Origin of the sequence: Paludisphaera rhizosphaerae, from assembly GCF_011065895.1 — a bacterium.
Classification (GTDB): Bacteria; Planctomycetota; Planctomycetia; order Isosphaerales; family Isosphaeraceae; genus Paludisphaera; species Paludisphaera rhizosphaerae.
Genome location: NZ_JAALCR010000017.1, coordinates 39,900 through 62,548, shown reverse-complemented (window position 1 = coordinate 62,548; position 22,649 = coordinate 39,900). Strand labels below are relative to the sequence as shown.

At 67.9% G+C, this 22,649-nt stretch carries 13 protein-coding genes; 9 read left to right on the top strand and 4 right to left on the bottom strand.

Features of this window, described 5'->3' with window-relative positions; all coding sequences use genetic code 11:
* The first annotated feature begins 29 nt into the window (after positions 1-29).
* The 6 genes from G5C50_RS21140 (at position 30) to G5C50_RS21115 (ending at position 9,102) form a co-directional block, all read left to right on the top strand.
* Positions 30-1,040: a DUF1559 domain-containing protein gene (locus G5C50_RS21140; RefSeq protein WP_165072667.1), complete on the top strand. Its 1,011-nt coding sequence runs from the start codon at positions 30-32 to the stop codon at positions 1,038-1,040.
* A 163-nt stretch (positions 1,041-1,203) separates the two neighbouring features.
* The gene (locus tag G5C50_RS21135; protein ID WP_165072666.1) at positions 1,204-6,315 is read left to right on the top strand and encodes a DUF1549 domain-containing protein; all 5,112 of its coding nucleotides are present in this window, start codon (positions 1,204-1,206) and stop codon (positions 6,313-6,315) included.
* Positions 6,316-6,342: 27 nt separating this feature from the next.
* Positions 6,343-6,759: a HEPN domain-containing protein gene (locus G5C50_RS21130; protein ID WP_165072665.1), complete on the top strand. Its 417-nt coding sequence runs from the start codon at positions 6,343-6,345 to the stop codon at positions 6,757-6,759.
* 1 nt (position 6,760) lies between these two features.
* Positions 6,761-7,102: a hypothetical protein gene (locus G5C50_RS21125; RefSeq protein ID WP_165072664.1), complete on the top strand. Its 342-nt coding sequence runs from the start codon at positions 6,761-6,763 to the stop codon at positions 7,100-7,102.
* Between the two features lie 52 nt (positions 7,103-7,154).
* On the top strand, positions 7,155-8,636 hold the full coding sequence (locus tag G5C50_RS21120) for a DUF1501 domain-containing protein (RefSeq protein WP_165072662.1): 1,482 nt from the start codon (positions 7,155-7,157) through the stop codon (positions 8,634-8,636).
* 16 nt (positions 8,637-8,652) lie between these two features.
* Entirely contained in the window at positions 8,653-9,102 is a 450-nt protein-coding gene (locus tag G5C50_RS21115) for a TIGR03067 domain-containing protein (protein ID WP_165072660.1), read from the top strand.
* A gap of 6 nt (positions 9,103-9,108) precedes the next feature.
* Here G5C50_RS21115 and G5C50_RS21110 read toward each other — a convergent pair whose 3' ends face one another.
* Complete coding sequence (locus G5C50_RS21110; RefSeq protein WP_165072658.1) at positions 9,109-9,726, bottom strand: Uma2 family endonuclease; 618 nt, start codon at positions 9,724-9,726, stop codon at positions 9,109-9,111.
* Positions 9,727-9,764: 38 nt separating this feature from the next.
* The gene (locus G5C50_RS21105; protein ID WP_206107791.1) at positions 9,765-12,191 is read right to left on the bottom strand and encodes a glycoside hydrolase family 95 protein; all 2,427 of its coding nucleotides are present in this window, start codon (positions 12,189-12,191) and stop codon (positions 9,765-9,767) included.
* A gap of 712 nt (positions 12,192-12,903) precedes the next feature.
* Between G5C50_RS21105 and G5C50_RS21100 the strand changes: the two genes are divergently transcribed.
* The gene (locus tag G5C50_RS21100; protein ID WP_165072656.1) at positions 12,904-14,082 is read left to right on the top strand and encodes a sialidase family protein; all 1,179 of its coding nucleotides are present in this window, start codon (positions 12,904-12,906) and stop codon (positions 14,080-14,082) included.
* 483 nt (positions 14,083-14,565) lie between these two features.
* Here the strand turns inward: G5C50_RS21100 and G5C50_RS21095 are convergent, their stop codons facing one another.
* Both G5C50_RS21095 and G5C50_RS21090 read right to left on the bottom strand, forming a co-directional pair.
* Positions 14,566-15,996 carry a DUF1501 domain-containing protein gene (locus G5C50_RS21095; RefSeq protein WP_165072824.1) on the bottom strand — a complete coding sequence of 477 codons (1,431 nt, stop codon included), beginning with the start codon at positions 15,994-15,996 and terminating at the stop codon, positions 14,566-14,568.
* Positions 15,997-16,042: 46 nt separating this feature from the next.
* Entirely contained in the window at positions 16,043-18,382 is a 2,340-nt protein-coding gene (locus G5C50_RS21090) for a PSD1 and planctomycete cytochrome C domain-containing protein (RefSeq protein ID WP_165072654.1), read from the bottom strand.
* Positions 18,383-18,802: 420 nt separating this feature from the next.
* Here G5C50_RS21090 and G5C50_RS21085 point away from each other — a divergent pair, with 420 nt between their 5' ends.
* The gene (locus G5C50_RS21085) at positions 18,803-19,363 is read left to right on the top strand and encodes a PEP-CTERM sorting domain-containing protein (protein ID WP_165072652.1); all 561 of its coding nucleotides are present in this window, start codon (positions 18,803-18,805) and stop codon (positions 19,361-19,363) included.
* Between the two features lie 116 nt (positions 19,364-19,479).
* On the top strand, positions 19,480-22,632 hold the full coding sequence (locus G5C50_RS32400; protein ID WP_206107790.1) for a PSD1 and planctomycete cytochrome C domain-containing protein: 3,153 nt from the start codon (positions 19,480-19,482) through the stop codon (positions 22,630-22,632).
* The last annotated feature ends 17 nt before the right edge of the window (positions 22,633-22,649 follow it).

Genomic DNA, 22,649 nt, shown 5'->3' with positions numbered 1-22,649 from the left:
CTCCCATTCCGTACCCTTCTGGAGGCGTCATGTCCGAGCCGAGCCGCAGAGGCTTCACCCTGATCGAGTTGCTGGTCGTCATCGCCATCATCGCTGTGTTGATCGCCTTGCTGCTTCCCGCCGTTCAAAGCGCGCGTGAAGCCGCCCGCCGAATGCAGTGCAACAACAACCTCAAGCAGATCGGCCTGGGAATGGCCAACTACGAAAGCTCGATGGGGAGCCTCCCCGCCGGCATCAAGGGCTGCTGCTGGGGAACGTGGGTCGTCTTCGTCCTCCCCTACATGGAGCAGACCTCGGCCTTCAACGGCTGGAACTTCAACGGCGACAACTCGGCTGCCGGCAAACCGGGCGGTTCGAACGACACGGTGCTCCGTTACAGTGGAGCGGCCAACACGACGATCTCCCAGAACCTGTTCACCGTCTATCTCTGCCCCTCCGACAAGAACACCAAGCCGCTCGCCAACATCCCCTCGTACAACTACGCGGCGAACTTCGGCAACACGACGTTCTACCAGAGCGCCACGTACGGGACAGGCAGCGCGGCGGTCTCCTACCTCAAGGCGCCCTTCACCGACATGTGGCCGACGAATCCGGTGAACGGGGGTCCGGACGGTTACACCACCTCACAGTACGGCGTGGTGGGGATCTCGGAAATCACCGACGGCACCAGCAACACCATCCTGGTCTCCGAGATCATCAAGGGAGAGACCACCAGCGCCGTCGCCGGCAGCGACCTCCGGGGTTACGTCCACTGGGGCTACGGCGCCGCCTTCGAGACGTACCTGGCCCCCAACACCAAGCTGCCGGACATCTCCTGGAGCAACTACTGCCAACCGGGCTACAACAACAACCCGCCGTGCCTCATCCAGAGTTCGGCGGCCAACACCGTCATGGCTTCGCGCAGCCGCCACTCCGGCGGGGTCAACACCCTGTTCGGCGACGGCCACGTTCAGTTCATGAAGGACTCGATCAGCCTGCCCGTCTGGCGAGCCCTGGGTTCAATCAGCGGCGGCGAGGTCGTCAGTTCCGACAGCTACTGACGCCAATCACGCCTCTCCTCAACACGACGACCCGGCGTCCTCTCCCGACGCCGGGTCGTTGTGCGTTTACAGCGTTCCCCGCACGCCTTGCGTCGGCCCCCGCCGGTCGTTTAACATTTGCGGAATGCACTGATCGAAGCCCGACATCGGGGAGCATCCGCTCATGGGTCGAACGACGCGCGAAATGGGCCGGCCGGGGCGCGGCCGGGTCGGGGCTTTGGCTCTGGCGGGGCTGGCGTTTCTGACCTCATCGGCGATCGCCGACGAACCGCCGAAGGTCAGCTACGACAAGCAGGTCCGACCGATCCTCCAGGGCCGCTGCCAGGGCTGCCACCAGCCGGCCAAGGCGGGCGGCGGCTATGTAATGACGTCGTTCGACAGGCTGTTGAAGGGGGGCGAGACGGAGGGTGCAGCGGTCGTCGCCGGCAAACCCGGCGAGAGCTCGCTCGTGGAGATGGTCACGCCCCACGACGGCAAGGCCGAGATGCCCCGCAACGCGCCGCCGCTCTCGAAGGCCGAGATCGAGACCATCACTGCCTGGATCGCCCAGGGCGCCGTCGACGACACGCCCGCAGGCGCGGGGTCGAAGGTCGACGCCGAGCACCCGCCCGAGTACTCCCGCCCCCCCGTCATCCCCGCCCTGACCTTCTCGCCCGACGGCTCGCTGCTGGCCGTCGCCGGCTTCCATGAGATCGTCCTCTGGAAGGCCGACGGCTCCGAGCTAGTCGCCCGCCTCGTCGGCCTGTCCGAGCGGGTCGACTCGCTGGCCTTCTCGCCCGACGGCTCGAAGCTCGCGGCGACCGGCGGCGACCCCGCCCGCCGAGGCGAGATCCAGATCTGGGACGTCGCCAAGCGGAAGCTCCTGCTGTCGACCTCGGTCTCGTTCGACGTCGCCTTCGGTGCGAGCTGGTCGCCCGACGGAACCAAGGTCGCCTTCGGCTGCACTGACAACTCGGTCCGCGCCATCGACGCCAAGACCGGGGCTCAGGTCCTGTTCATGGGCTCGCACTCCGACTGGGCGCTTGGCACGGTCTTCTCGGCTGACGGCTCGCACCTCGTCTCGGTCGGCCGCGACATGACGGCCAAGCTGACGGAGATCGCCGAACAGCGATTCGTGGACAACGTGACCTCCATCACCCCCGGCGCGCTCAAGGGAGGGCTGTCGGCGATCACCCGGCACCCGAAGCGCGATGAGTTGGTGATCGGCGGCTCTGACGGCCAGCCCCGCGTCTACCGGATCTTCCGCCAGACCCAGCGCGTCATCGGCGACGACTCGAACCTGATGCGCGAACTCCCCTCCCTGCCTGGCCGCGTGATGGGCGTGGCCGTCAGCCCGGACGGGCTGCGAATCGCCGCCGCCGGCAGCCTCGACGGGACTTCGGGGGAGATCGCCGTCTACTCGTATGAGTTCGGCGACGAATACCCCGAGGCGATCAAGAAGATCCAGACCAAGGTGGTCACCGCGCGGTCGGCCGAGGAGAACGCGGCGGTCGACGCCTATCACAAGGAGGGCGTGCGCGAGGTCTCGCGATTCAAGGCCCCCGCCGGCCAGTACGCCGTCGACTTCCGCCCCGACCGCAAGGTGCTGGCCGCCGCCGGCTCCGACGGCCTGGTCCGCCTGATCGATCCGGAGACCGGCTCGCTCATCAAGGAGTTCGTCCCGGTCCCAATCGCCGGCTCGGCCGAGGGGAACCTCGCCGCCGCCGGCTCGCCCGCTCGGCTGAATCTCCCCGAGGAGCCGGCAAGCTCCGAGACGCCGCCGGCCGGCGAGGTCGTCGCCCTGGAAGTCGAGCCCCGCGAGGTCTCGCTGAGATCGCCCGCCTCCTACGCGCAACTCGTCATCACGGCGAAGCTCGCCTCCGGCGACGCTTTCGACGCCACCCGGATGGTCGAGATGAAGGTCGAGGGGGACGCCGTCGAGGTCTCGCACGCCGGCCTGGTGAAACCGAAGGCGGACGGCTCCGCCAAGGTCGTCCTGGCGATCGGCGGCAAGACCGTCGAGGTCGCCGCGAAGGTCGAGGGGCTGAGCGCTCCGATGCGGCCCGACTTCGTCCGCGACGTCAATCCGGTCCTCTCGCGACTGGGCTGCAACCAGGGGACCTGCCACGGCTCCGCCCAGGGGAAGAACGGCTTCAAGCTGTCGCTCCGCGGGTATGACCCGCTCTACGACGTGACCGCCTTCACCGACGACGTCGCCGGCCGCCGCGTCAACCTGGCCTCGCCCGAGGACAGCCTGATGCTCGACAAGCCGACGGGCGTCGTCCCTCACGTCGGCGGTGTCCTGATGAAGCCCGGCGACGCCTACTTCGAGATCGTCCGCTCCTGGATCGCTCAGGGGGCGAAGCTGGACCGGGCCTCCCCCAAGGTCGCGAGGATCGAGGTCTTCCCCAAGAACCCGATCATTCCGCTCCCCGGCGCGACCCAGCAACTTCGGGTCGTCGCCTCGTTCCCCGACGGCTCGACCCGCGACGTGACTCGCGAGGCGTTCGTCGAAAGCGGCAACACCGAGGTCGCCGCCGCCAAGCCCCTGGGGTTGGTCGCCGCCCTCCGCCGCGGCGAGGCTCCCGTCCTGGTCCGCTATGAAGGCTGCTACGCCTCGACGACCCTCACCGTCATGGGCGATCGGACTGGCTTCGCCTGGACGACCCCGCCAAGCTACGGCCGGATCGACGACCTGGTCGCCGCCAAGTGGGAACGGATGAAGATCCTCCCCTCCGGCCTCTGCACCGACGCCGAGTTCCTCCGCCGCGTCTCGCTCGATCTCACCGGCCTCCCCCCATCCGCCGACGAGGTCCGCGCGTTCCTCGCCGACCCGGCCGAATCCAAGGCCAAGCGCGAGGCCCTCGTCGACCGCCTGATCGGCTCGCCGGCGTTCATCGACTACTGGACGAACAAGTGGGCCGACCTGCTGCAGGTGAACCGCAAGTTCCTGGGCGTCGAGGGCGCGGCCGCCTTCCGAGACTGGATCCGCACGCAGGTCGTCGCCGACGTTCCGTACGACGAGTTCGCCCGCAAGGTCGTCACGGCGGCGGGCTCCAACAAGGCCAACCCGGCCGCCTCGTACTACAAGATCCTCCGCGAGCCCGGCGCGACGATGGAGAACACCACCCAGCTCTTCCTGGGGGTTCGGTTCAACTGCAACAAGTGCCACGACCACCCCTTCGAGCGCTGGACTCAGGACCAGTACTATCAGACGGCCGCCTTCTTCGCGCAGGTGGACCTGAAGCCCGACCCGGCCGGCGAGGGGAAGACGATCGGCGGCACGGCCGTCGAGAAGCCCCAGCCGCTCTACGAGATCGTCTCCGACGCCGGCAAGGAGGAGGTCGTCCACGACCGGACCAAGCAGCCGACGCCTCCCAAGTTCCCCTTCGAATGCGAGCATCCCGCGGCATCCGGGTCGAGCCGTCGCGACGAGTTGGCCGCCTGGCTGACCTCGGCCGAGAACCCGTACTTCGCCCGGACGTACGTCAACCGCCTGTGGGGCTACCTGTTCGGCGTCGGCCTGATCGAGCCGCTCGACGACGTCCGCGCCGGCAACCCGCCCTCCAACCCCGAGCTGCTCGACCACCTGACGAGCGAGTTCGTGAAGGGGGGCTTCCACGTCCGGAAGATGCTCCGCGACATTTGCACCTCGCGGACGTACCAGCTTTCGGTCGCGACCAACAAGTTCAACGCCGACGACAAGACGAACTACTCGCACGCGGTCGCCCGGCGGCTCCCCGCCGAGGTGCTCTTCGACGCCGTGAACCTGGTGACGGGTTCGACCTCGCGGATCCCCGGCGTTCCGGACGGCACCCGGGCGGCCGCTCTGCCGGACTCGGGTGTGGAACTCCCCAGCGGATTCCTCTCGGCCTTCGGCCGCCCGGCGCGTGAGAGCGCCTGCGAGTGCGAACGGTCCAGCGGCTTGCAGCTCGGCCCCGTCATGGCGCTGGTCAGCGGCCCGACCCTGGCCGACGCCCTGGCCGACCCGTCCAACGCCCTGACCGGCCTGACCGCCCGCGAGCCCGACGACGACAAGCTGGTCTCCGAGCTGTTCATGCGGATCCTGAACCGACCGGCCACGTCCGAGCAGCTCGAAGCCTCCCGCGCCGCCTTCCGCGAGGTCGACGAGGATCACAAGTCCCTCGTCGAAAGCCTCGGCAAAAAGGAGGTGGAATTCGCCCTGGACCGCCCGCGCGTCGAACGGGAGCGACTGGCGACGCTCGCCGCCGCCGAGGCCGACCTGGCCGCGTTCGACGCGACCGACGGTCCCCGCCGCGCTTCCCGTGAGAAGGAGCAGGCCGACAAGGTCGCCGCCGCCGAGGCCGAGGTGAAGGCGTACGACGCTCAGATCGCGGCCAAGGTCGGCGATTGGGAAAAGGCGAACGCCGGCGCCGTCGTCGACCCCTGGGTCGTCCTCAATCCCTCGGAGTTGAAGGCCACGGGCAAGCTCAAGCTGACCAAGGAAGCCGACGGCGCGATCACGGCCGCCGGCCCCGCCCAGAGGGCCGACTTCACCGTCACGGCCGCAACCGACCTGGAAGGGATCGCCGCCGTCCGCCTGGAAGTCCTGGCCGATCCCAAGCAGCCGCAGAACGGCCCCGGTCGGGCTCCCGACGGCAACTTCGTTCTCTCCGAATTCCAGCTTTCCGCCGCGCCCAAGGCGACGCCGGACCAGCCCAAACCCGTCGGCCTGCGCGACGCGCTCGCCGATTTCAGCCAGGCTTCGTTCGAGGTCGCGAAGGCGATCGACGGCAACTCCGGCGACTCGCGCGGCTGGGCCGTCTCCCCTCGCACGGGCGTGACCCACTGGGCGACCTTCCGCACAAAGGATCCGGTCGGCGGACCCGGTGGAACGGTGCTGACTCTCACCCTGTCCCAGCAGTACCAGCCCCCGTTCACCCTGGGGCGGTTCCGGATCTCGGTCGCCCGCCGCGACCCGGGGCTGAGTCTGCCCGAACACCTCCGCGCCGTGCTGGCCGTCGCGCCGGAGGTCCGCACGCCGGCCCAGACTGAGACACTGCTGAGTTACCACCGCCGGATGGATCAGGGCTGGCTCGACCGCCAGGCCGCCCTCGCCATGGCGAAGACTCCGCTCCCCGTCGACCCGGCCCGCACCGCCCTGCTCGCCCGGATCGAAAGCGCCAAGAAGCCCATCGCTCCGCCGACGCCCCTCGTCCAGCTCCGCCGCGACGTCGAGATGAGCGTCCAGCAAGCCGCCACCCGACGGCTGACCGCGGCGCAGGACGTCGCGTGGGCGCTGATCAACAGCCCAGAGTTCCTGTTCAACCACTGACGAAGGAAAGGGGAGGATTCCCCCGCAGTGGCGATTCCAAGTTCCAAGGAAGCCCGGCGGTTCTTCCGCTGCGCTTCACAGCGACGCGATGAAGCCCAGATTCTCCTTGAAGCCTCATTCACGACGGGAGCCGTTTACCTTGCGGGATACGGCGTCGAATGCGTCCTCAAGTCGCTGATTCTCTCGCTGACCCCGAACTCGCAGACGACCGCCGCTCTCGATCTCTTCCGAGGAGCCAAAGCTCATGACTACGATCGGCTGAAGTCCTGGTATCGTGAAAGGGGAGGCGCGGCGCTTCCGGCGGAGATCACGCGAGCTTTCACGCTCGTTGAGGATTGGTCCACGGAACTCCGCTACTCAACGGCCTCCCTGAGCGACCGAGACGCCCGCTCCTTCCTCAAGGCGGTCGATGCGATCATGGAATGGGCCCACGGGAGACTTTAAGATGTCCGTTGAGATTCGAGGCGGCTCCGACGCGTCACTTGAAGCGATCGCCTCCAAACTGCAGGAATACCAGGCGACCCACCCGCTTGCTCAGATCACCATTTATCGGTACAGCCTGTATTCCATCCGAATTCGGATCGTCGACCCGAGCTTCGAGAAACTGAGCCGAAGCGAGCGAAACGACCTCATCTGGGATCACCTGGACGAACTGGACGAAGAGGTCAGCTCAGACGTCAACATGCTCCTCTTGCGGACGCCGGATGAACTCAAGACGTCGGCCGGAAACATGGAATTCGAGCATCCGAGCCCGCCGCTCTCTCTGAATGGATCCGCAACCGAATAACCCCGCGTCGCACTGGTCGCCATCACTCTCCGCCCCTCAGGGAGCCCCGCCGATGATCATCGTCCCCGGACAGTCCGGCAAGGATCTGTGCGACCCGCAGCTTGGAACGACCCGGCGCGACATCCTTCGCGTGGGAGGGTCGGGGCTGATGGGGGTCGGGCTCGGGACCTTGTTCCAGCTTCAGGCGGCCACGGCGCGAGCCGCGGGGGCGTCCCCTTCGAAGACGGCGCCAGGGTGGGGGAAGGCCAAGAGCATCATCATGGTCTACCTTCAGGGCGGGCCCAGCCACCTGGACCTGTGGGACCCCAAGGACGACCTGCCGGAGAACGTCCGCAGCCAGTTCAAGCGGATCAACAGCAAGGTGCCGGGGATCGACTTCACGGAGATCCTGCCCAAGCTCGCGCAGGTCTCCGACAAGTTCACGCTCGTCCGCTCGATGAGCTACACCCCCAACGGCCTGTTCAACCACACCGCGGCCATCTACCAGATGATGACCGGGTACACCACCGACAAGGTCAGCCCGTCAGGCCAGCTTGAGCCCCCCAGCCCCAAGGACTTCCCCAACTTCGGTTCGCAGATCGTCCGGCTGCGGCCGCAGACCGTCCCCATGCTCCCGTTCGTCATGCTCCCCCGGCCGCTGCAGGAGAGCAACGTCGTCGGCAAGGGCGGCACCGCCGGGTTCCTCGGCAAGGCCTTCGACCCCTACACGCTGTTCCCCGACGGCGACGACATGGACATGACCAAGATGGACCGGATCAAGGTCGACGACCTTCAGCTCCGGCCCGAGGTCTTCGCCCTCCGTCTCCAGCGCCGGGCCAAGCTCCGCGACGCCCTCTCCGCGGGTATGAAGGCCGTTGACGAGGCCGTGGCCGACTACAAGCTCGACGAATACTACGACCGTGCTCTCAGCCTGGTCGTATCCGGCCGCGCCCGCGACGCGTTCAACCTCTCCGCCGAGGACGAGCCCACCCGCGACCTGTACGGCCGCAACACCTTCGGCCAGAGCTGCCTGCTGGCCCGCCGCGTCATCGAAGCCGGCGCCCGCGTCGTGGAGGTGATCTGGCCCAAGGTCGCCAACTCCGACAACCACTCGTGGGACCACCACATCGGCCTGACCGAGCGGATGAAGGACAAGTCCGGCCCGATGCTCGACCAGGGCCTCTCCGGCCTGCTGACGGACCTCGACCGCCGCGGCATGCTCGACGAGACCCTCGTCGTCGCCGTGGGCGAGTTCGGCCGCAGCCCGCGCAAGGGGGTCAGCACCTCGGGCAACGGCAACAGCCCAGACGGCCGCGACCACTGGCCGTATTGCTACACGGCCCTTCTCGCCGGCGCGGGGATCCGCCGGGGCCACGTCCACGGCTCGTCCGACAAGACCGGCTCCGCCCCGCTCACCGACCCGGTCCACCCCGGCGAGCTGCTGGCGTCCATTTACCACGCCTTCGGCATCGACCCGGCCACGATGGTCATGAACCACCTGAACCAGCCCCGCGAGCTGGTCAAGGCCGAGGCCGTCACCCGCCTCTTCGGTTGAGTTGAATTACGTCGACATGAAATCGATCGTTGTTGCGTGCCTCGCCCTGGCCCTCGTCACACAGTCGCCCGAACCCTCGCCCGAGGTGAAGGCGGAGCTGGCGAGGCACCAGGGCGTCTGGCGGTCCGTCTCTTTCCGCCGCGAGGGGAAGGAGACGGACGAGGCCGTCGTCCGCTCGATCACCCGCGAAGTCGACGGCGACCGCGTGGTCTGGCGACGCGACGGCAAGAGCTTCTCCGGATCCACGATCGTCCTCAACACCAAGTCCGACCCCAGGACCATCGACGTCCACGCCGACGGGGGCCCCGGCCGCGACAAGGTCGTCCGCGGCCTCTACAAGCTCGAAGGCGACCGCCTCACCCTCTGCACCGCCGACCCCGACCAACCCCGACCCACCACCTTCCGCGCCGACCCCGGCGACCACTGGACCCTCATGGTCTTCGACCGTGAGAAGCCCAAGCCCTGACCGCGCTCAGGCGCTCGGCTTGCCCGTCAACAACTCGTCGACGGTCGCGCGTCCGACCTCGACGCCGTCGAGCGTCACCGAAATCGTCTCTCCTCGGCGGTGATCCTGTCGTGATCGGTAGCCGGCGGCGAGGTCGGGATCGGAATAGACCTCGACGAGGCCGTCGACGAGGTTGACGACCCAGTAGCAGGGGATGCCGCCCGCGGCGTACAGGCGGCCCATGACGTCGCGGCCGACGGCCAGGCTCGATTCGGCAATCTCGACGACGAGCCCGACGTCGGCCGCCGTCACGTCACGGTCGACATAGTCCGTGATCCCTCCCCGAACGACCGCCAGATCGGGCTCCGGCTTGCTCCAGTCCGAAGCCCGGACCGGATCCTCCTTGGCGACGTGCCAGCCCGCCGGGACGATCCGCTGCAAGGCCGCGAGCCCGAGCTTGCCCGCCAGCACGTGGGGACGGTTACGGCCCATCTTGTTCACGAAGAGCCCTTCGATCAGTTCCACGGCCTCGGCGTCGAAAATCGCGCCGGCCGCGACAAGGCGGTCATATTGGTCGACGCTGATCCTCGACAGCCGCGAGGCGAGCGCGGCGTCGAGAACCGGAAGCGCGGCGGTCGTGCTCACGATGAAGGACCTCCGACAAAATCAGGGGGCCACACAGTTCACGCCCCGGGACGCACGATCAAACCTGCATCGATTGTATACGTCCCGCCCGGCTTCGTCTCGATCGTCACGGCCTTGCCGGCGGTGCGGACCGTCGCCTTGCGGCCGAGATTGGATCGGATCACGGCGGAGGTTAGCTTGCCGTCCTTCCAGGCGAGGTCGACCTCGAAGCCGCCTCGAGCGCGGAGGCCCTTGACGGAGCCCGTCGGCCAGGCCGTAGGCAAGGCGGGGAGGAGATGGACGTCGCCGTCGGCCTCGTGGCTTTGCAGGAGCATCTCGGAGACCCCCGCGGGGAAGGCGAAGTTGCCATCCATCTGGAACGGGGGATGGCTGCCGAACAGGTTCGCGTACACGCCGCCGGGGCCGAGCGTCAGCGTCCGCTGGATCAGCCCGAAGGCGTGGTCGCCGTCTCCTTGCCGGGCCCACAGGCAGACCTTCCAGCCGGTCGACCAGCCTGTCCCCTGGTCGGTCCTCGCGATCAGCGACTTCTTCACGGCCTCCTGAAGGTCGGGCGTCCGCTGGGTGATCTGGTCGCCCGGATAAGCGGCCCAGAGGTGCGAGACGTGACGGTGCTTCGGCTCGGCCTCTCGGAAGGGCTTCGACCACTCCTGCAGCCGGCCGTCCGGCCCGATCTGGAGCGGGGCCAGCTTCGCCATCGCCGCTTCGAGCTTGCCGCGGAAGGCGTCGTCGGTCTTGAGAACCTTCGAGGCGGTGATGCAGTGGGCGAACAGGTCGTGGATCAACTCAAGGTCCATCGAACTCCCCGCGCTCACGGCTGAACGCTTGCCGTCGGGACCGATGAACTGGTTCTCGGGGGACGTCGAGGGCGAGGTGGTCAATCGACCGCTGGCGTCCTCGACGAGCCAGTCCAGGCAGAACTCCGCCGAGCCTTTCATCAACGGATAAGCGGTCTCGCGCAGGAACGCCTCGTCGCCGCCAAAGGCGTAGTGGTCCCAGAGGTGACGGCAGAGCCATGGCCCGGCCATCGGCCAGAACGCCCAGGTGGCGTCCCCCTTGCCAAACGCCCCCACCGGCGCCGACTGCTTCCAGAGGTCCGTGTTGTGGTGGGCGACCCAGCCGTTGCAACCGTAGTTGACCCGAGCCGTCTTCGCACCGTTGACGGCCAGGTCGCGGATCATGGCGAACAATGGCGCGTGGCACTCGGCCAGGTTGGCGACCTCCGCCGGCCAGTGGTTCATCTCAGTGTTGATGTTGATGGTGTAATTGCTGCTCCAGGGAGGGAACAACTCGTCGTTCCAGAGCCCTTGCAGGTTGGGCGGCTGTCCGCCGGAACGGGCGCTGGCGATCAGCAGGTATCGGCCGTACTGAAAGTGGAGTGCGACCATCCCCGGGTCCTTCGCGCCGAACCGCTTCACCCGCTCGTCGGTCGATACGTCCAGAGCCCCGGGCGCGGACGGCCCCAGGTCGATCGCCACCCGACGAAACAGGCGTTGATAATCCTGGATGTGATTATCTCTGAGCGTCTCGTAGGTCTTGGCCGCGGCCTTCGCGAGACGTTCCGCCGCAATCGGCGCCGGGTCGAGGCCCTCGCGGACAGGCGATCTGTCGAACCCGTTGAAGCTCGTCGCGTCGGTCAGGAGCAAGGTCGCGGTCGTCGCGCCGGCGACTCGGATCGCATCGCCCGAGACGGAGACCTGGCCGTCGGCGAGCACCTTCACGCGAACCTCGAAACGGATCCCCGCGTCATCGTTGTAGGAGATCGGCTCGGCCGTTTTGTGGTAGACCGGATCGGCGTTCGCGGGGGCCTGGCCGACGAGGACCAGCGCGTCGCCGTCGGCCTTCGTGTGAAACCGCTGCTTGCTGGCAAGCTTCGCCTCAAAGGCCAAAGCCCCGGGACGGTCCGCCGTCAGTCGGGCGACGAGAACGCGGTCGGGGTTGGAGGTGAAAAGCTCCCTCGTATACGTCACGCCCCCCGCCTTATAGGTGGTCGTCGCCACGGCCTGGTCCAGGTCGAGCGTGCGGAGGTAATCGGTCGTGCCCCCTTCGACGGCTGGGAACGTCAGCAGCAGGTCGCCCATCGGCTGGTAGCTCTGGGTGAACGGGCCTTGCATCTTCTTGGCGTAAGCGTGGGCCTCGGCGTACTTCTCCTCGGCGATCAGGCGGCGGATCTCCGGTAGAGCCTTGAGGGCTTCCGGGTTGTCGCCGTCCTTCGGTCCCCCCGACCAGAGCGTCCCGTCGTTCAGGGCGATTCGTTCCGAAGGAAACCCGCCGTAGACCATCGCCCCCAGGTGGCCGTCGCCGAGCGGCAGGGCCTCCAACCATTCGCGGGCGGGGCGGTCGTACCGAAGCTGAAGCGCCTTCGCGGCCGGCTCCTCGGCCATCGCGAGAGCCCCTGCATGCAGCACCGCGAGCGTGACGAACCACGACCGGAGGGACCATCCAGTGATAGGTGCAGAAGTCGCCATGACACCTCCGCGATTGTCGAAACGACCGAACCGTGGTCGAAATTTGCTCACGACGAATGCACATTCGCCAAAGAACCGAGCGTACCGCGCCTCGACTGCTGGAGCCACGCCCCCGCGAGGGCCGGTTTTCCGCGTCGTGTTGTCGCGGATCCGTGAAAAAAATCGACGAAGCGAGAAAGGCCCCAGGAATTCTCCTATGATTTCAGTGCGGTCGACGGTGATTTCTCGCGGCCCGCGACCGGAATGGTACGCGGCTTGCGATGTCAGTCGATCGTCCATGTCTTTCGACAAATCGAAACCCCCACGGAGGCGACCATGAGCCCGAAGAAGCGTCGCAAGATTTACGGGGTCCGTCGGGAATCACGCAGGACGCGAGGCTGGACGAGATGGTTCCAGGAGGGCATGTTCGACGCCGATTCGGCGGGAAGCATCCGGTTACGCACGGTCCTCTTCGGACAGAAATCCTAGAGCGACCCGCGACGCCGAGGGGGAGGAGCGACGCACTCATCCTCACCTCGCCATGAATTCGCACCATCTCAGTGGAGGCTCTTGAATCGCGGCTCGGGATGCGTCCCGAGTTCCCTGTCTCCTTCACCACAACGCGGCGCTGGGCGGCCGAGAGGCAACCCGGGGCCGCGTTCCCTTTTCGAAGCCCACCATCGCCGACGCCCTCGCCTGCTGTTACAGTCGGGCGAACGACGGAGGTGCGACCATGCGACGACACGACGAGCGGACGGTGGGAATCGCGATCGGGATCTTGCTGGCGGCCGCGGCGGTCGGCGTCGTCCGGGCGCAGGACGCGTCCCTGAAGCCGGTCGTCGTGAACACCCAACCGGGCCCGGAGTACGCATCAACGGCACGGCCGTTTCAGGGGATCCCGGGGATCGAGCGCCCCCTGGGCGGCCGGCTCTGGGCGACCTGGTACGCCGGCGGCGACGGCGAGGGCGAATCCAACTATGTCGTCCTGACGACCAGCGGCGACGACGGCAAGACCTGGTCGGGACCGAAGCTCGTGGTCGACCCGCCGGGACCCGTCCGGGCCTACGATCCCTGCCTGTGGCTCGACCCCGACGGCCGGCTGCACCTCTTCTGGGCCCAGTCGTACCAGTGGTGGGACGGTCGCGCCGGGGTGTGGACGATCTCGACCGACAACCCGAACGCGGAGGCCCCGGCCTGGTCCACCCCGCGCCGGCTTTGCGACGGCATCATGATGAACAAGCCGACCGTCACGTCCGACGGGACCTGGCTCCTCCCCGTCGCTGTCTGGGAACGCCCCGCCACGGCCGACGCCGGCCATCGCCGCGCGTCGAACCTGGGGACCGGCGCCCACGTCGTCGCCTCGACCGACCGGGGCGCGAACTGGACGCCCCGGGGAAAGACGATCGTCCCCGAGCGCGCCTTCGACGAGCACTCGATCGTCGAGCGTCGCGACGGCTCGCTCTGGATGCTCGTCCGGACCAAGTACGGCATCGGCGAGGCCGACTCGACCGATGGCGGCCTGACATGGAGCGAGGGCCGGCGGTCGACCATCCCTCACGTCGACAGCCGCTTCTTCATCCGCCGTCTGCGGTCGGGCAAGCTGCTGCTGGTCGCCCATCAGCCTCCTGAAGGCAAAGCCCGGTCGCACCTGATCGCCCGCCTGTCCGACGACGACGGCCGGACCTGGACGGGCGGCCTGATGATCGACGACCGCAAGGGGGTCTCCTACCCGGACGGCGTGCAGGATCCAGACGGACGGATTTATCTGACCTACGACTACAACCGCACCCGAGACCGTCAAATCCTCATGGCCGTCTTCACCGAGGCCGACGTCGCCGCCGGCCGCCCGGTCTCCCCCGAGACCCGCCTCCGCGTGGTCGTCGACCAGGCGACCAGCCCCGCCGCCAGGTGATCCACCAATGGCTTCGCCCGCGAACGAAGCCAACGGACCCAATGACGCAAACCATTGCCATCATTCCGATTTCAACGAACCCGGGTGGCTTCGTTCGACAAAAAACCGTGTTCCACACAGATCGCCCCGCCTCAAAGTCTCATCTCCCGCCCTGACCACCCAAGACTTCTTCGGCGTCGGCGATCAAGACGTCTTCCCCCCTCGCGGGGGAAGGCCGTTGGGGTTGATCCTCCTTGAAGTCAACGTCGTGTCAGCGGTCCCCCGGAAGAGGATTGGCCCGAAGCGACGGGTGAGGGTCCTCGGGCTGACATCTCCTGCCGGGAGAAGCGACTTCGATCGTCGCTCGAAATCCTGGACGTTGCAGACCATCGTATTGCCAAGGAACCGGGAGACGCTGAGGCATCCCTGTACCTTGATGGTGGTCCCCAACCGTCGAGAAAATCCGAGAATTCGACGACGGGTTCAGACGATTCGACGACTTGCTCAGGCTATAAGATCCTTGCGGACCTTAACGCCCTCCTCGACGCCGATGAGGCGTTGCTGGAGGCCCTGGTCGGGGTAGCGGAAGGTGAACGGGTCCAGGCCCAGGAGGTGCAGGAGCGTGGCCTGGAAGTCGTGGACGGGGACCGGGTCGACGGCGATGGAGGAGCCGAGTTCGTCGGTCGCGCCGACGGCCGCGCCGGCCTTGAAGCCGCCGCCGGCCGCCCAGAGGGTGAAGCAGTGCGGGTGGTGGTCGCGGCCCAGGAACGTGGAGCCGCCACGGGCCTCATTCATCGACGTCCGGCCGAATTCGCCGCCCCAGACCACGATCGTCTCGTCGAGCAGCCCTCGGCGTTTCAGGTCTCGGATCAGGGCGGCGATCGGCCGATCCACCTCTTTGCACTTCTTCGGCAAGAACTCGACGATGTCGTTCCCCGCACTGGTGCCGTGGCAGTCCCATCCCCAGTCGAACAACTGGACGAAACGGACGCCCCGTTCGACCAGGCGGCGGGCGAGCAGGCAGTTGTTGGCGAACGACGCCGCGCCGGGGACGGCGCCGTACTCCTCCAGGATCGCCTGCGGTTCGCGGCCCACGTCCATCACGTCCGGGACGCTCGCTTGCATCCGGAAGGCCAGCTCATACTGGCCGATCCGCGTCAACGTCTCGGGGTCGCCGTGCTCGCGGGCCTCGATCTCATTCAGACGATCGAGCGCGTCGAGCGTGCGCCGCCGGTCCTCGCGAGTCATCCCCTTGGGGTCGCCGACGTAGAGCACCGGGTCGCCCACCGTCCGACACTGCACGCCCTGGAAGATCCCTGGCAGGAATCCGGGGCTCCACAGCGCCTTGCCGCCGGTCGGGTCGGTGCCGCCGCTGATCATCACCACGAAGCCGGGCAGATCGCGATTCTCCGATCCCAGCCCGTACGTGATCCACGAGCCCATTGCAGCGCCGCCGTTCCGGGGCGAACCCGTGAACATGAACAACTCCGCCGGCGCGTGGTTGAACTCGGTCGTGATCATCGACCGGATCACCGTCGTCTCGTCGATCACCTCGGCGAGATTCGGCTGAATGTCGCTCATCCACTGGCCGCTCTCGCCGCGGCGGGCGAATTTGTGAGGGGTCCCCAGCATCTTGGGACGCCCCTTGATGAACGCGAACCGCTGGCCCTTGAGAAGCTCCTCCGGACAGGGCTCCATGTGGTGCTTGTTCAGGAGCGGCTTGTAGTCGAAGAGATCCTGCTGCGGAGGACCTCCGGACATATGAAGATAGATAACGCTCTTCGCTTTCGCCGGACGTCGAGGAATCGCCGGCGCGGCGTCGGCCTCGCCGCCGGCCCGCGTCGAGCCCGTCAACCCGGCCAGCGCAATCGCCCCCAGCCCCATCTGCGAGCGCCGCAGGAACTGCCGGCGCGTCTCCGCTCGGGCGAGCCGCATGTGGAGGATCTGACGCAGGTCGAGGTTCGCTTCCAATCCCACGGCGTCACCCTCGGGTCAGAACGGAGTCGAGATTCAAGAGCACGTTGGCCACGGCCGTCCATGCGGCGGCCTCGGCTGCGTCCAGCCCATCGGGGAGCGGGCCGATCGGGTCCGTGGCCAGAGCGGTCGCGGCGGATGGATCGCGACGGTAGCGGTCGAGCTGCGCCGCGTAGAGCGACAGAAGTGGGATGACCTCCTCGTCGCGGGCCGGTCGGCCGAGGCACAACTCCAGCCCATGGCGGACGCGATCCTCGGGCGACGATCCGCCATCGCGGACCATCCTCCGCGCGAGGCCCTGCGCGGCCTCGACGTACACCGGGTCGTTGAGCGTGACGAGCGCCTGGAGCGGCGTGTTGGTCCGGACGCGCTTCACCGAGCAAAGCTCGCGGCTGGGGGCGTCGAACGCGGCCATCGAGGGATACGGGACGGTCCGCCGCCAGAAGGTGTAGAGCCCGCGACGATGCCGGTCGGTCCCGTCGCTCGTCTTCCATGTCCGCTGGCCGTTGAACGCGGCCTGCCAGAGCCCCTCAGGCTGGACGGGGAAGACGCTCGGCCCGCCGATCTTGCGGGCGAGCAGCCCCGAGAGCGCCAGGGCCTGATCGCGGACGGCCTCAGCGTCCAGGCGGACGCGCGGGAAGCGGGCGAGCAGTCGGTTGCGCGGGTCTTTCGTCAGCATCTCCCTGGTCGCACGGGCCGACTGCCGATACGTCGCCGAGCAAACGAGCCGCCGGATCAGCCCTTTCACGTCCCAGCCCGACTCCATGAAGTCGACGGCCAGGCGGTCGAGCAGCTCAGGATGGCTGGGAGGCTCGCCCTGAGTCCCGAAGTCCTCCTCGGTGGCGACGATCCCCGTCCCGAAGAGCGTCGCCCACGTTCGGTTGACCGCCACGCGGGCCGTCAACGGGTTGCGACGGTCGACCAGCCACTTCGCCAGTGTCAGGCGGTCGACGAAGCCTTCGGGCTTCGGCCCGAGGGCCTTGGGCAGACCGGCGGAAACCTCGGGGCCGGGGTCGAGGAAGTTCCCCTTCATCAAGACGCGCGTCACGCGCCGCTTGTCGGGGGCCAATTCGACCATGACGGGGAGTGTCGGGAAGCCGGCCTTCGATTTTTCCAACTTGGCGATCTCGTCGAGCTTCTTCTTCTCCGGCGGGCCGACGAGGGTTTCCTGCCGTTTCTTGAGTTTGCCGATCTGGGCTTCGATCTTTTCCAGCCGCTTCGCGTCCTCGGGGGTCATCCAGGGGATGACGGGGGCCTCGTCGGGGCGGTCGGCGTCGGTCGTCTGGTTGAAGACGGCGAAGGCCGAGTAATACTCTTCGTGGCTGATCGGGTCGTACTTGTGCGAGTGGCACTTGGCGCAGCCCATCGTCAGACCCATCCAGGCCTGAAAGGTCACGTCGACCCGGTCCTTCACGGCGGCGATGCGGAACTCCTCGTCGTCCGTACCGCCTTCGGTGTTGGTCATCGTGTTGCGATGGAAGGCCGTCGCGGCGCGGTCGCGGTCGGTCGCGTTCGGGAGGAGGTCGCCGGCGATCTGCTCGATGGTGAAGCGGTCGAAGGGCGTGTTCGCGTTGAGGGCGGCGATCAGCCAGTCGCGATATCCCCAGATCGTCCGGAGCGGGTCTGAGCCGTAGCCGGCGGAATCGGCGTAGCGGGCCAGGTCGAGCCACGGCCGCGCCCACCGCTCGCCGAAGGCGGGATCGGCCAGGAAACGGTCGACGGCCTTCTCGTAGGCGTCGGGCGCGGGGTCCTCGGCGAAGGCGCGGGCCTCGGCGATCGTCGGCGGCAGGCCGCGAAGGTCGAGGCTGATCCGGCGGAAGAGCGTCGCGCGGTCGGCCTCGGGCGAGGGCCGCATCCCCTCGCTCTCCAGCCGGGCCAGGATGAAGGCGTCGAGCGAATCACGGGTCCAGCCGGCCTCAGCGACGGCCGGTTGCGCGGGCGCTTGCGGCGGGACGAGCGCCCAGTGCTCGGCATACTCCGCCCCCTGGGCGACCCATCGTTTGAGGACGTCCACCTGCGCGGGGTCGAGCCGCGGCCCCGCCTTGCGAGGAGGCATGCGCAGGGTGTCGTCCTCGTCCAGGATCTTTTCGATCGCCACGCTCGCCGAGGGATCGCCGGGGACGAAGGCCGGCTCGCGGTCGTCGGTCGATTTCACGGCCTCGTCGCGGACGTCCAGCCGCAGATCCGCCGCGCGGGCCTTGGCGTCGGACCCGTGGCAGGCGAAGCAGGCCTTCGCCAGGATCGGCCGGACGTCCCGATTGTAGTCGACCCGGTCGTCGGCCGACGCGATCGTCGCGGACGCGGCCAGAAGTCCCACCGTCCCGAAACTGGTGATGAAACGCTTCATGCGGGCGCGACTCTCGACGAGGGCCGGGAATCCGAAACCGGGAGGATCAGAGCGCAGCGCTGGCAAGGAGGGGCCGACTCTCGGTCGACCTTCTTATTCTCGCACGGTCGAGCGGGCCGACACAAGGCCGCGTCCACCGACCCGCCACCCCCCTTGGCAATCACCGGCGAGCGGTCGGCCGCCAGGTTTGAAAACCAACCCACGCGCGATCAGGCCACCGACCGCCGCTTACACAAGCCGTCAACAGCCTATTATGGAATCTCGTGTTGATGTTTTTCATCATGCGTGAATTTCGAAGCACATTGCTGGCATGATCCAAAGCTGACTCGACACGACGCTCACGCGTCGGTGGGCGGCGGCGACGCGAGACGCATCCTCTCGCCGTCTCAATCGCCCCACTCAGCAGTAGGCGAGCGACCCATGAAGCGGTTCACCCTGATCAACTCTTTGATTTTGCTGGCGACGGTCGGACAGGCGGAGCAGGCCGCCGCGGACGTCGTCTACCAGTTCTCGATCGGGCTGAACAACGCGTCGACGCTGCCTGGAGTCCCCGCCTCGAGCGCGGGGACGGCCAGCGGCACGTTCACCTACAGCGACGACTTGCAGAGGCTGCTCTCGATCAGCATGTCGACGTCGTCCGCCATCATCAATGGAAGCTCGATGTTCTTCTCCGGGAATTACTATGTTCCCTCGGTGGCCGACGACCACTATTTCTCCGTGACTTACGCCCAGGGGTCGTTCAGCCTCTTCGCCAGCGGCGGGCAGTTTCTCACCGCGGAGTTCACCCCGATTTCCTCGGGCTCTGGGTCGATCATCATCACCGAATCCCAGTACGGCAACAGGCGCAGCGGGTCCGGCACGCTCCTCACACGGTCGTCGGAAGCCGCCCCGGAACCCTCGTCGATTGTCCTGATTGCACTGGGTGCGCCGGCGGCTTTCGCCGTCGTCAGGCGGTCGCATCCGGCCCAACCGGCTGCCTGACCCGCACGCCTTTCCAAAAAGCTTTCCCCCGGGGGAGTCGGGATGGTAAGTTAAAGGGCTCTTGAACACGCCGCCAGCCCCGCCGACGAACCGCCCCCGCCCCCGGGAGATCCTCGATGGTTCTCAGTCCACGACCGATCGCGGCCGTTGCGGCCGCGTTGATCGCGACGACTTTCGTCCCGGCCCGCGCCGAGGGACCGGCCGCCACCGCCCCGGTCGGCGCCAAGGTCGACTTCAACCGCGACGTCCGGCCGATCCTGTCCGACGCCTGCTTCGCCTGCCACGGCTTCGACGAGAAGGAGCGCAAGGCCGGCCTGAGGCTGGACACCCACGAGGGGGCGATCGCCAAGCTGAAGTCCGGCGACGCGGCGGTCGTTCCGGGGGACCTGGAGAACAGCGGCCTGATCTTCCGCGTCGAGACCGACGACGCCGAGATGGTCATGCCCCCCAAGAAGTCGGGCAAGGAGCTGACGCCCGCCCAGATCGACGTCCTCAAGCGGTGGATCGCCCAGGGCGCCCCGTGGAGCGGGCACTGGGCCTTCCAGCCCGTCCGCAAACCCGAGGCCCCCAAGCCCGCGAACGCCGCCTGGCCACGGGGACCAGTCGACGCCTTCCTCCTGGGCCGCCTTGAGGCCGAGGGGCTGAAGCCCGGCCCGCAGGCCGATCCGGCAACCCTCCTGCGCCGGGTCACACTGGACCTGACCGGCCTGCCGCCGACCCCCGCCGAGGCCGACGCCTTCCTGTCGGCGGTCGCCGCCGTCGGGATCGACGCCGCCTATGAGAAGGCCGTCGACCGCCTGCTGGACTCGCCCCGGTACGGCGAGCACATGGCCCGTTACTGGCTCGACGCCGCCCGATACGGCGACACCCACGGCCTGCACCTGGACAACTTCCGCGAGATGTGGGCCTATCGCGACTGGGTCGTCCGCGCCTTCAACGAAGACAAGCCCTTCGACCGCTTCATCGTCGAGCAGCTCGCCGGGGACCTGCTGCCGAACCCCACGGCCGACATGCTGATCGCGACCGGGTTCAACCGCTGCCACGTCTCGACCTCCGAGGGAGGCTCGATCGAACAGGAAGTCTACACCCGGAACGTCGCCGATCAGGTCGACACCAACGGCTCGGTCTTCCTCGGTCTGACGGTCGCCTGCGCCCGCTGCCACGATCACAAGTACGATCCCATCAGCCAGAAAGAGTATTATCAACTCTTCGCGTTCTTCAACAACATCGACGGCCCCGCGATGGACGGCAACATCTCGCGCTGGGCGCCGTTCCAGAAGACGCCTACCCCGGAGCAGGCCGTCGCGCTGGCGGCGGCCGACGCCAAGATCGCCGGGCTGAAGACGAAGGCCGAGACCGAAAAGGCGCGGATCGCCGCGGCCTACGACCCGAAGGTCGATGAGAAGCTGGCGGAGGTCGTCTCTCGCGAGGACTTCGCCTGGATCGACGACGGCCCCCCCGCCGGCGCGACCGAGTCGGGCGACGGCGATTTCGCCCCCGCCGGCGACGTCCCGGTCAAGACCGGCCGCAAGGCGCTCCGCGTCCAGGCCAAGGGGCTGATGCAGAAGATCATCGAGGCCGGCGGCCCGAAGCTCAAGGTCGGCAAGGGGGACGTCCTCTTCGCCCACGTCTACATCGACCCCAGGCGGCCCCCCAAGGAGATCATGCTCCAGTGGAAGACGGCCGGCAACTGGTCGCACCGGGCGTTCTGGGGCGACGACAAGATCGACTGGGGCAAGGCCGGCACCACCGAACGCCTGCGGATCGGCGACCTCCCCATCGACGGCGAGTGGGTCCGGCTGGAGGTCCCCGTCGCGAAACTCGGCATCGCCAAAGGGACGCAGATCGAAGGCTGGGCGTTCACGCTGTTCGACGGCGCCGTCTACTTCGATGAATCCGGCATCCGCACCACCACGCCTCAGGAAGGGCGGACGTACCCGAACCTGACCGCCTGGATCCGCGACCGCCTCGTCGACAACGGGGCGGGGCTCCCCGACCCGGTCAAGGCGATCCTCAAGAAGGCCCGCGACAAGCGGACCGACGCCGAGCGCAAGCAACTGATCGACCAGTTCCTGGCCGCCGGCTGGTCGGGCGCTGAGGATGCCGTCGCCCCGATCCGCGAGGAGATCGTCCAGGCCGAGGCCGAGAAGGCGAAGCTGGACGGGCAGGTCGCGACGACCCTGATCTTCCGTGAGAAGGCCGGCGAGCCCAAGCCGGCGTTCATCCTGAACCGCGGCGAGTACGACCAGCCCAAGGACAAGGTCGGCCGCGCGGTCCCCTCGTTCCTCCCCCCCCTCCCCTCCGACGCCCCGGCCGACCGTCTGGCGCTGGCGAAGTGGCTGGTCGCCCCCGAGCACCCGCTGACGGCCCGCGTGGCGGTCAACCGGATCTGGCAGCAGGTCTTCGGCACGGGCCTGGTGAAGACCTCGGAAGACTTCGGCGCCCAGGGCGAGCCCCCCAGCCATCCTGAGCTGCTCGACTGGCTCACCTCGACGTTCCGCGAGGAGGGTTGGGACGTGAAGCGGATGGTCCGCCGGCTGGTCTCCACGGCCGCCTACCGCCAGTCTTCCCGCGCCACGCCCGAGGGGCTGACGAAGGACCCGGAAAACCGCCTCCTCGCCCGCGGGCCCCGGTTCCGCCTGGACGCCGAGACGATCCGCGACCAGGCGCTCTACTCGTCGGGCCTGCTAGTCGAGACCATGGGCGGGCCGAGCGTGAAGCCGCCCCAGCCGTCCGGGCTCTGGGAGGCCGTGGCGTACTCCGGCAGCAACACCAAGGACTTCAAGGCCGACGAAGGAGTCGAGAAGGTCCACCGCCGCAGTCTCTACACCTTCTGGAAGCGGACCGCGCCCCCGCCGCAGATGACCACGCTCGACGCCCCCTCGCGCGAGTCGTGCCGCGTCCGCCGCGAGCGCACCAACACGCCCCTCCAGGCGCTCCTGCTGCTCAACGAGACCCAGTTCGTCGAGGCCTCGCGGGCCCTGGCCGAACGGGCCCGTCGCGAGGCCGGCGGGAGCACCGACGACCGCCTCGCCCGGATGTTCCGCCTGGCCGTCGGCCGCGCCCCGGAGGCCGGCGAGTTGTCCGAGCTGTCGTCCGCGCTCAAGGATCTCACCGCCCACTACGCCGCCAAGCCCGAGGAAGCCAAGGCCCTGATCGAGTCGGGCGCGACCAAGCCCGACCCGGCCGCCGATCCCCGCGAGCTGGCGCCCTGGACGATGATCGGCAACATCATCCTGAACCTCGACGAGGTCGTGACCCGGGGCTGAGCCCCCAGCCCAGCCCC

Bases quoted from the DNA above. Each gene is read 5' to 3' on its own strand.
- G5C50_RS21140 (WP_165072667.1), top strand. From the start codon at position 30: ATGTCCGAGCCGAGCCGCAGAGGCTTCACCCTGATCGAGTTGCTGGTC.
- G5C50_RS21135 (WP_165072666.1), top strand. From the start codon at position 1,204: ATGGGTCGAACGACGCGCGAAATGGGCCGGCCGGGGCGCGGCCGGGTC.
- G5C50_RS21125 (WP_165072664.1), top strand. From the start codon at position 6,761: ATGTCCGTTGAGATTCGAGGCGGCTCCGACGCGTCACTTGAAGCGATC.
- G5C50_RS21120 (WP_165072662.1), top strand. From the start codon at position 7,155: ATGATCATCGTCCCCGGACAGTCCGGCAAGGATCTGTGCGACCCGCAG.
- G5C50_RS21115 (WP_165072660.1), top strand. From the start codon at position 8,653: ATGAAATCGATCGTTGTTGCGTGCCTCGCCCTGGCCCTCGTCACACAG.
- G5C50_RS21105 (WP_206107791.1), bottom strand. From the start codon at position 12,191: ATGGCGACTTCTGCACCTATCACTGGATGGTCCCTCCGGTCGTGGTTC.
- G5C50_RS21100 (WP_165072656.1), top strand. From the start codon at position 12,904: ATGCGACGACACGACGAGCGGACGGTGGGAATCGCGATCGGGATCTTG.
- G5C50_RS21095 (WP_165072824.1), bottom strand. From the start codon at position 15,996: ATGCGGCTCGCCCGAGCGGAGACGCGCCGGCAGTTCCTGCGGCGCTCG.
- G5C50_RS21090 (WP_165072654.1), bottom strand. From the start codon at position 18,382: ATGAAGCGTTTCATCACCAGTTTCGGGACGGTGGGACTTCTGGCCGCG.
- G5C50_RS21085 (WP_165072652.1), top strand. From the start codon at position 18,803: ATGAAGCGGTTCACCCTGATCAACTCTTTGATTTTGCTGGCGACGGTC.
- G5C50_RS32400 (WP_206107790.1), top strand. From the start codon at position 19,480: ATGGTTCTCAGTCCACGACCGATCGCGGCCGTTGCGGCCGCGTTGATC.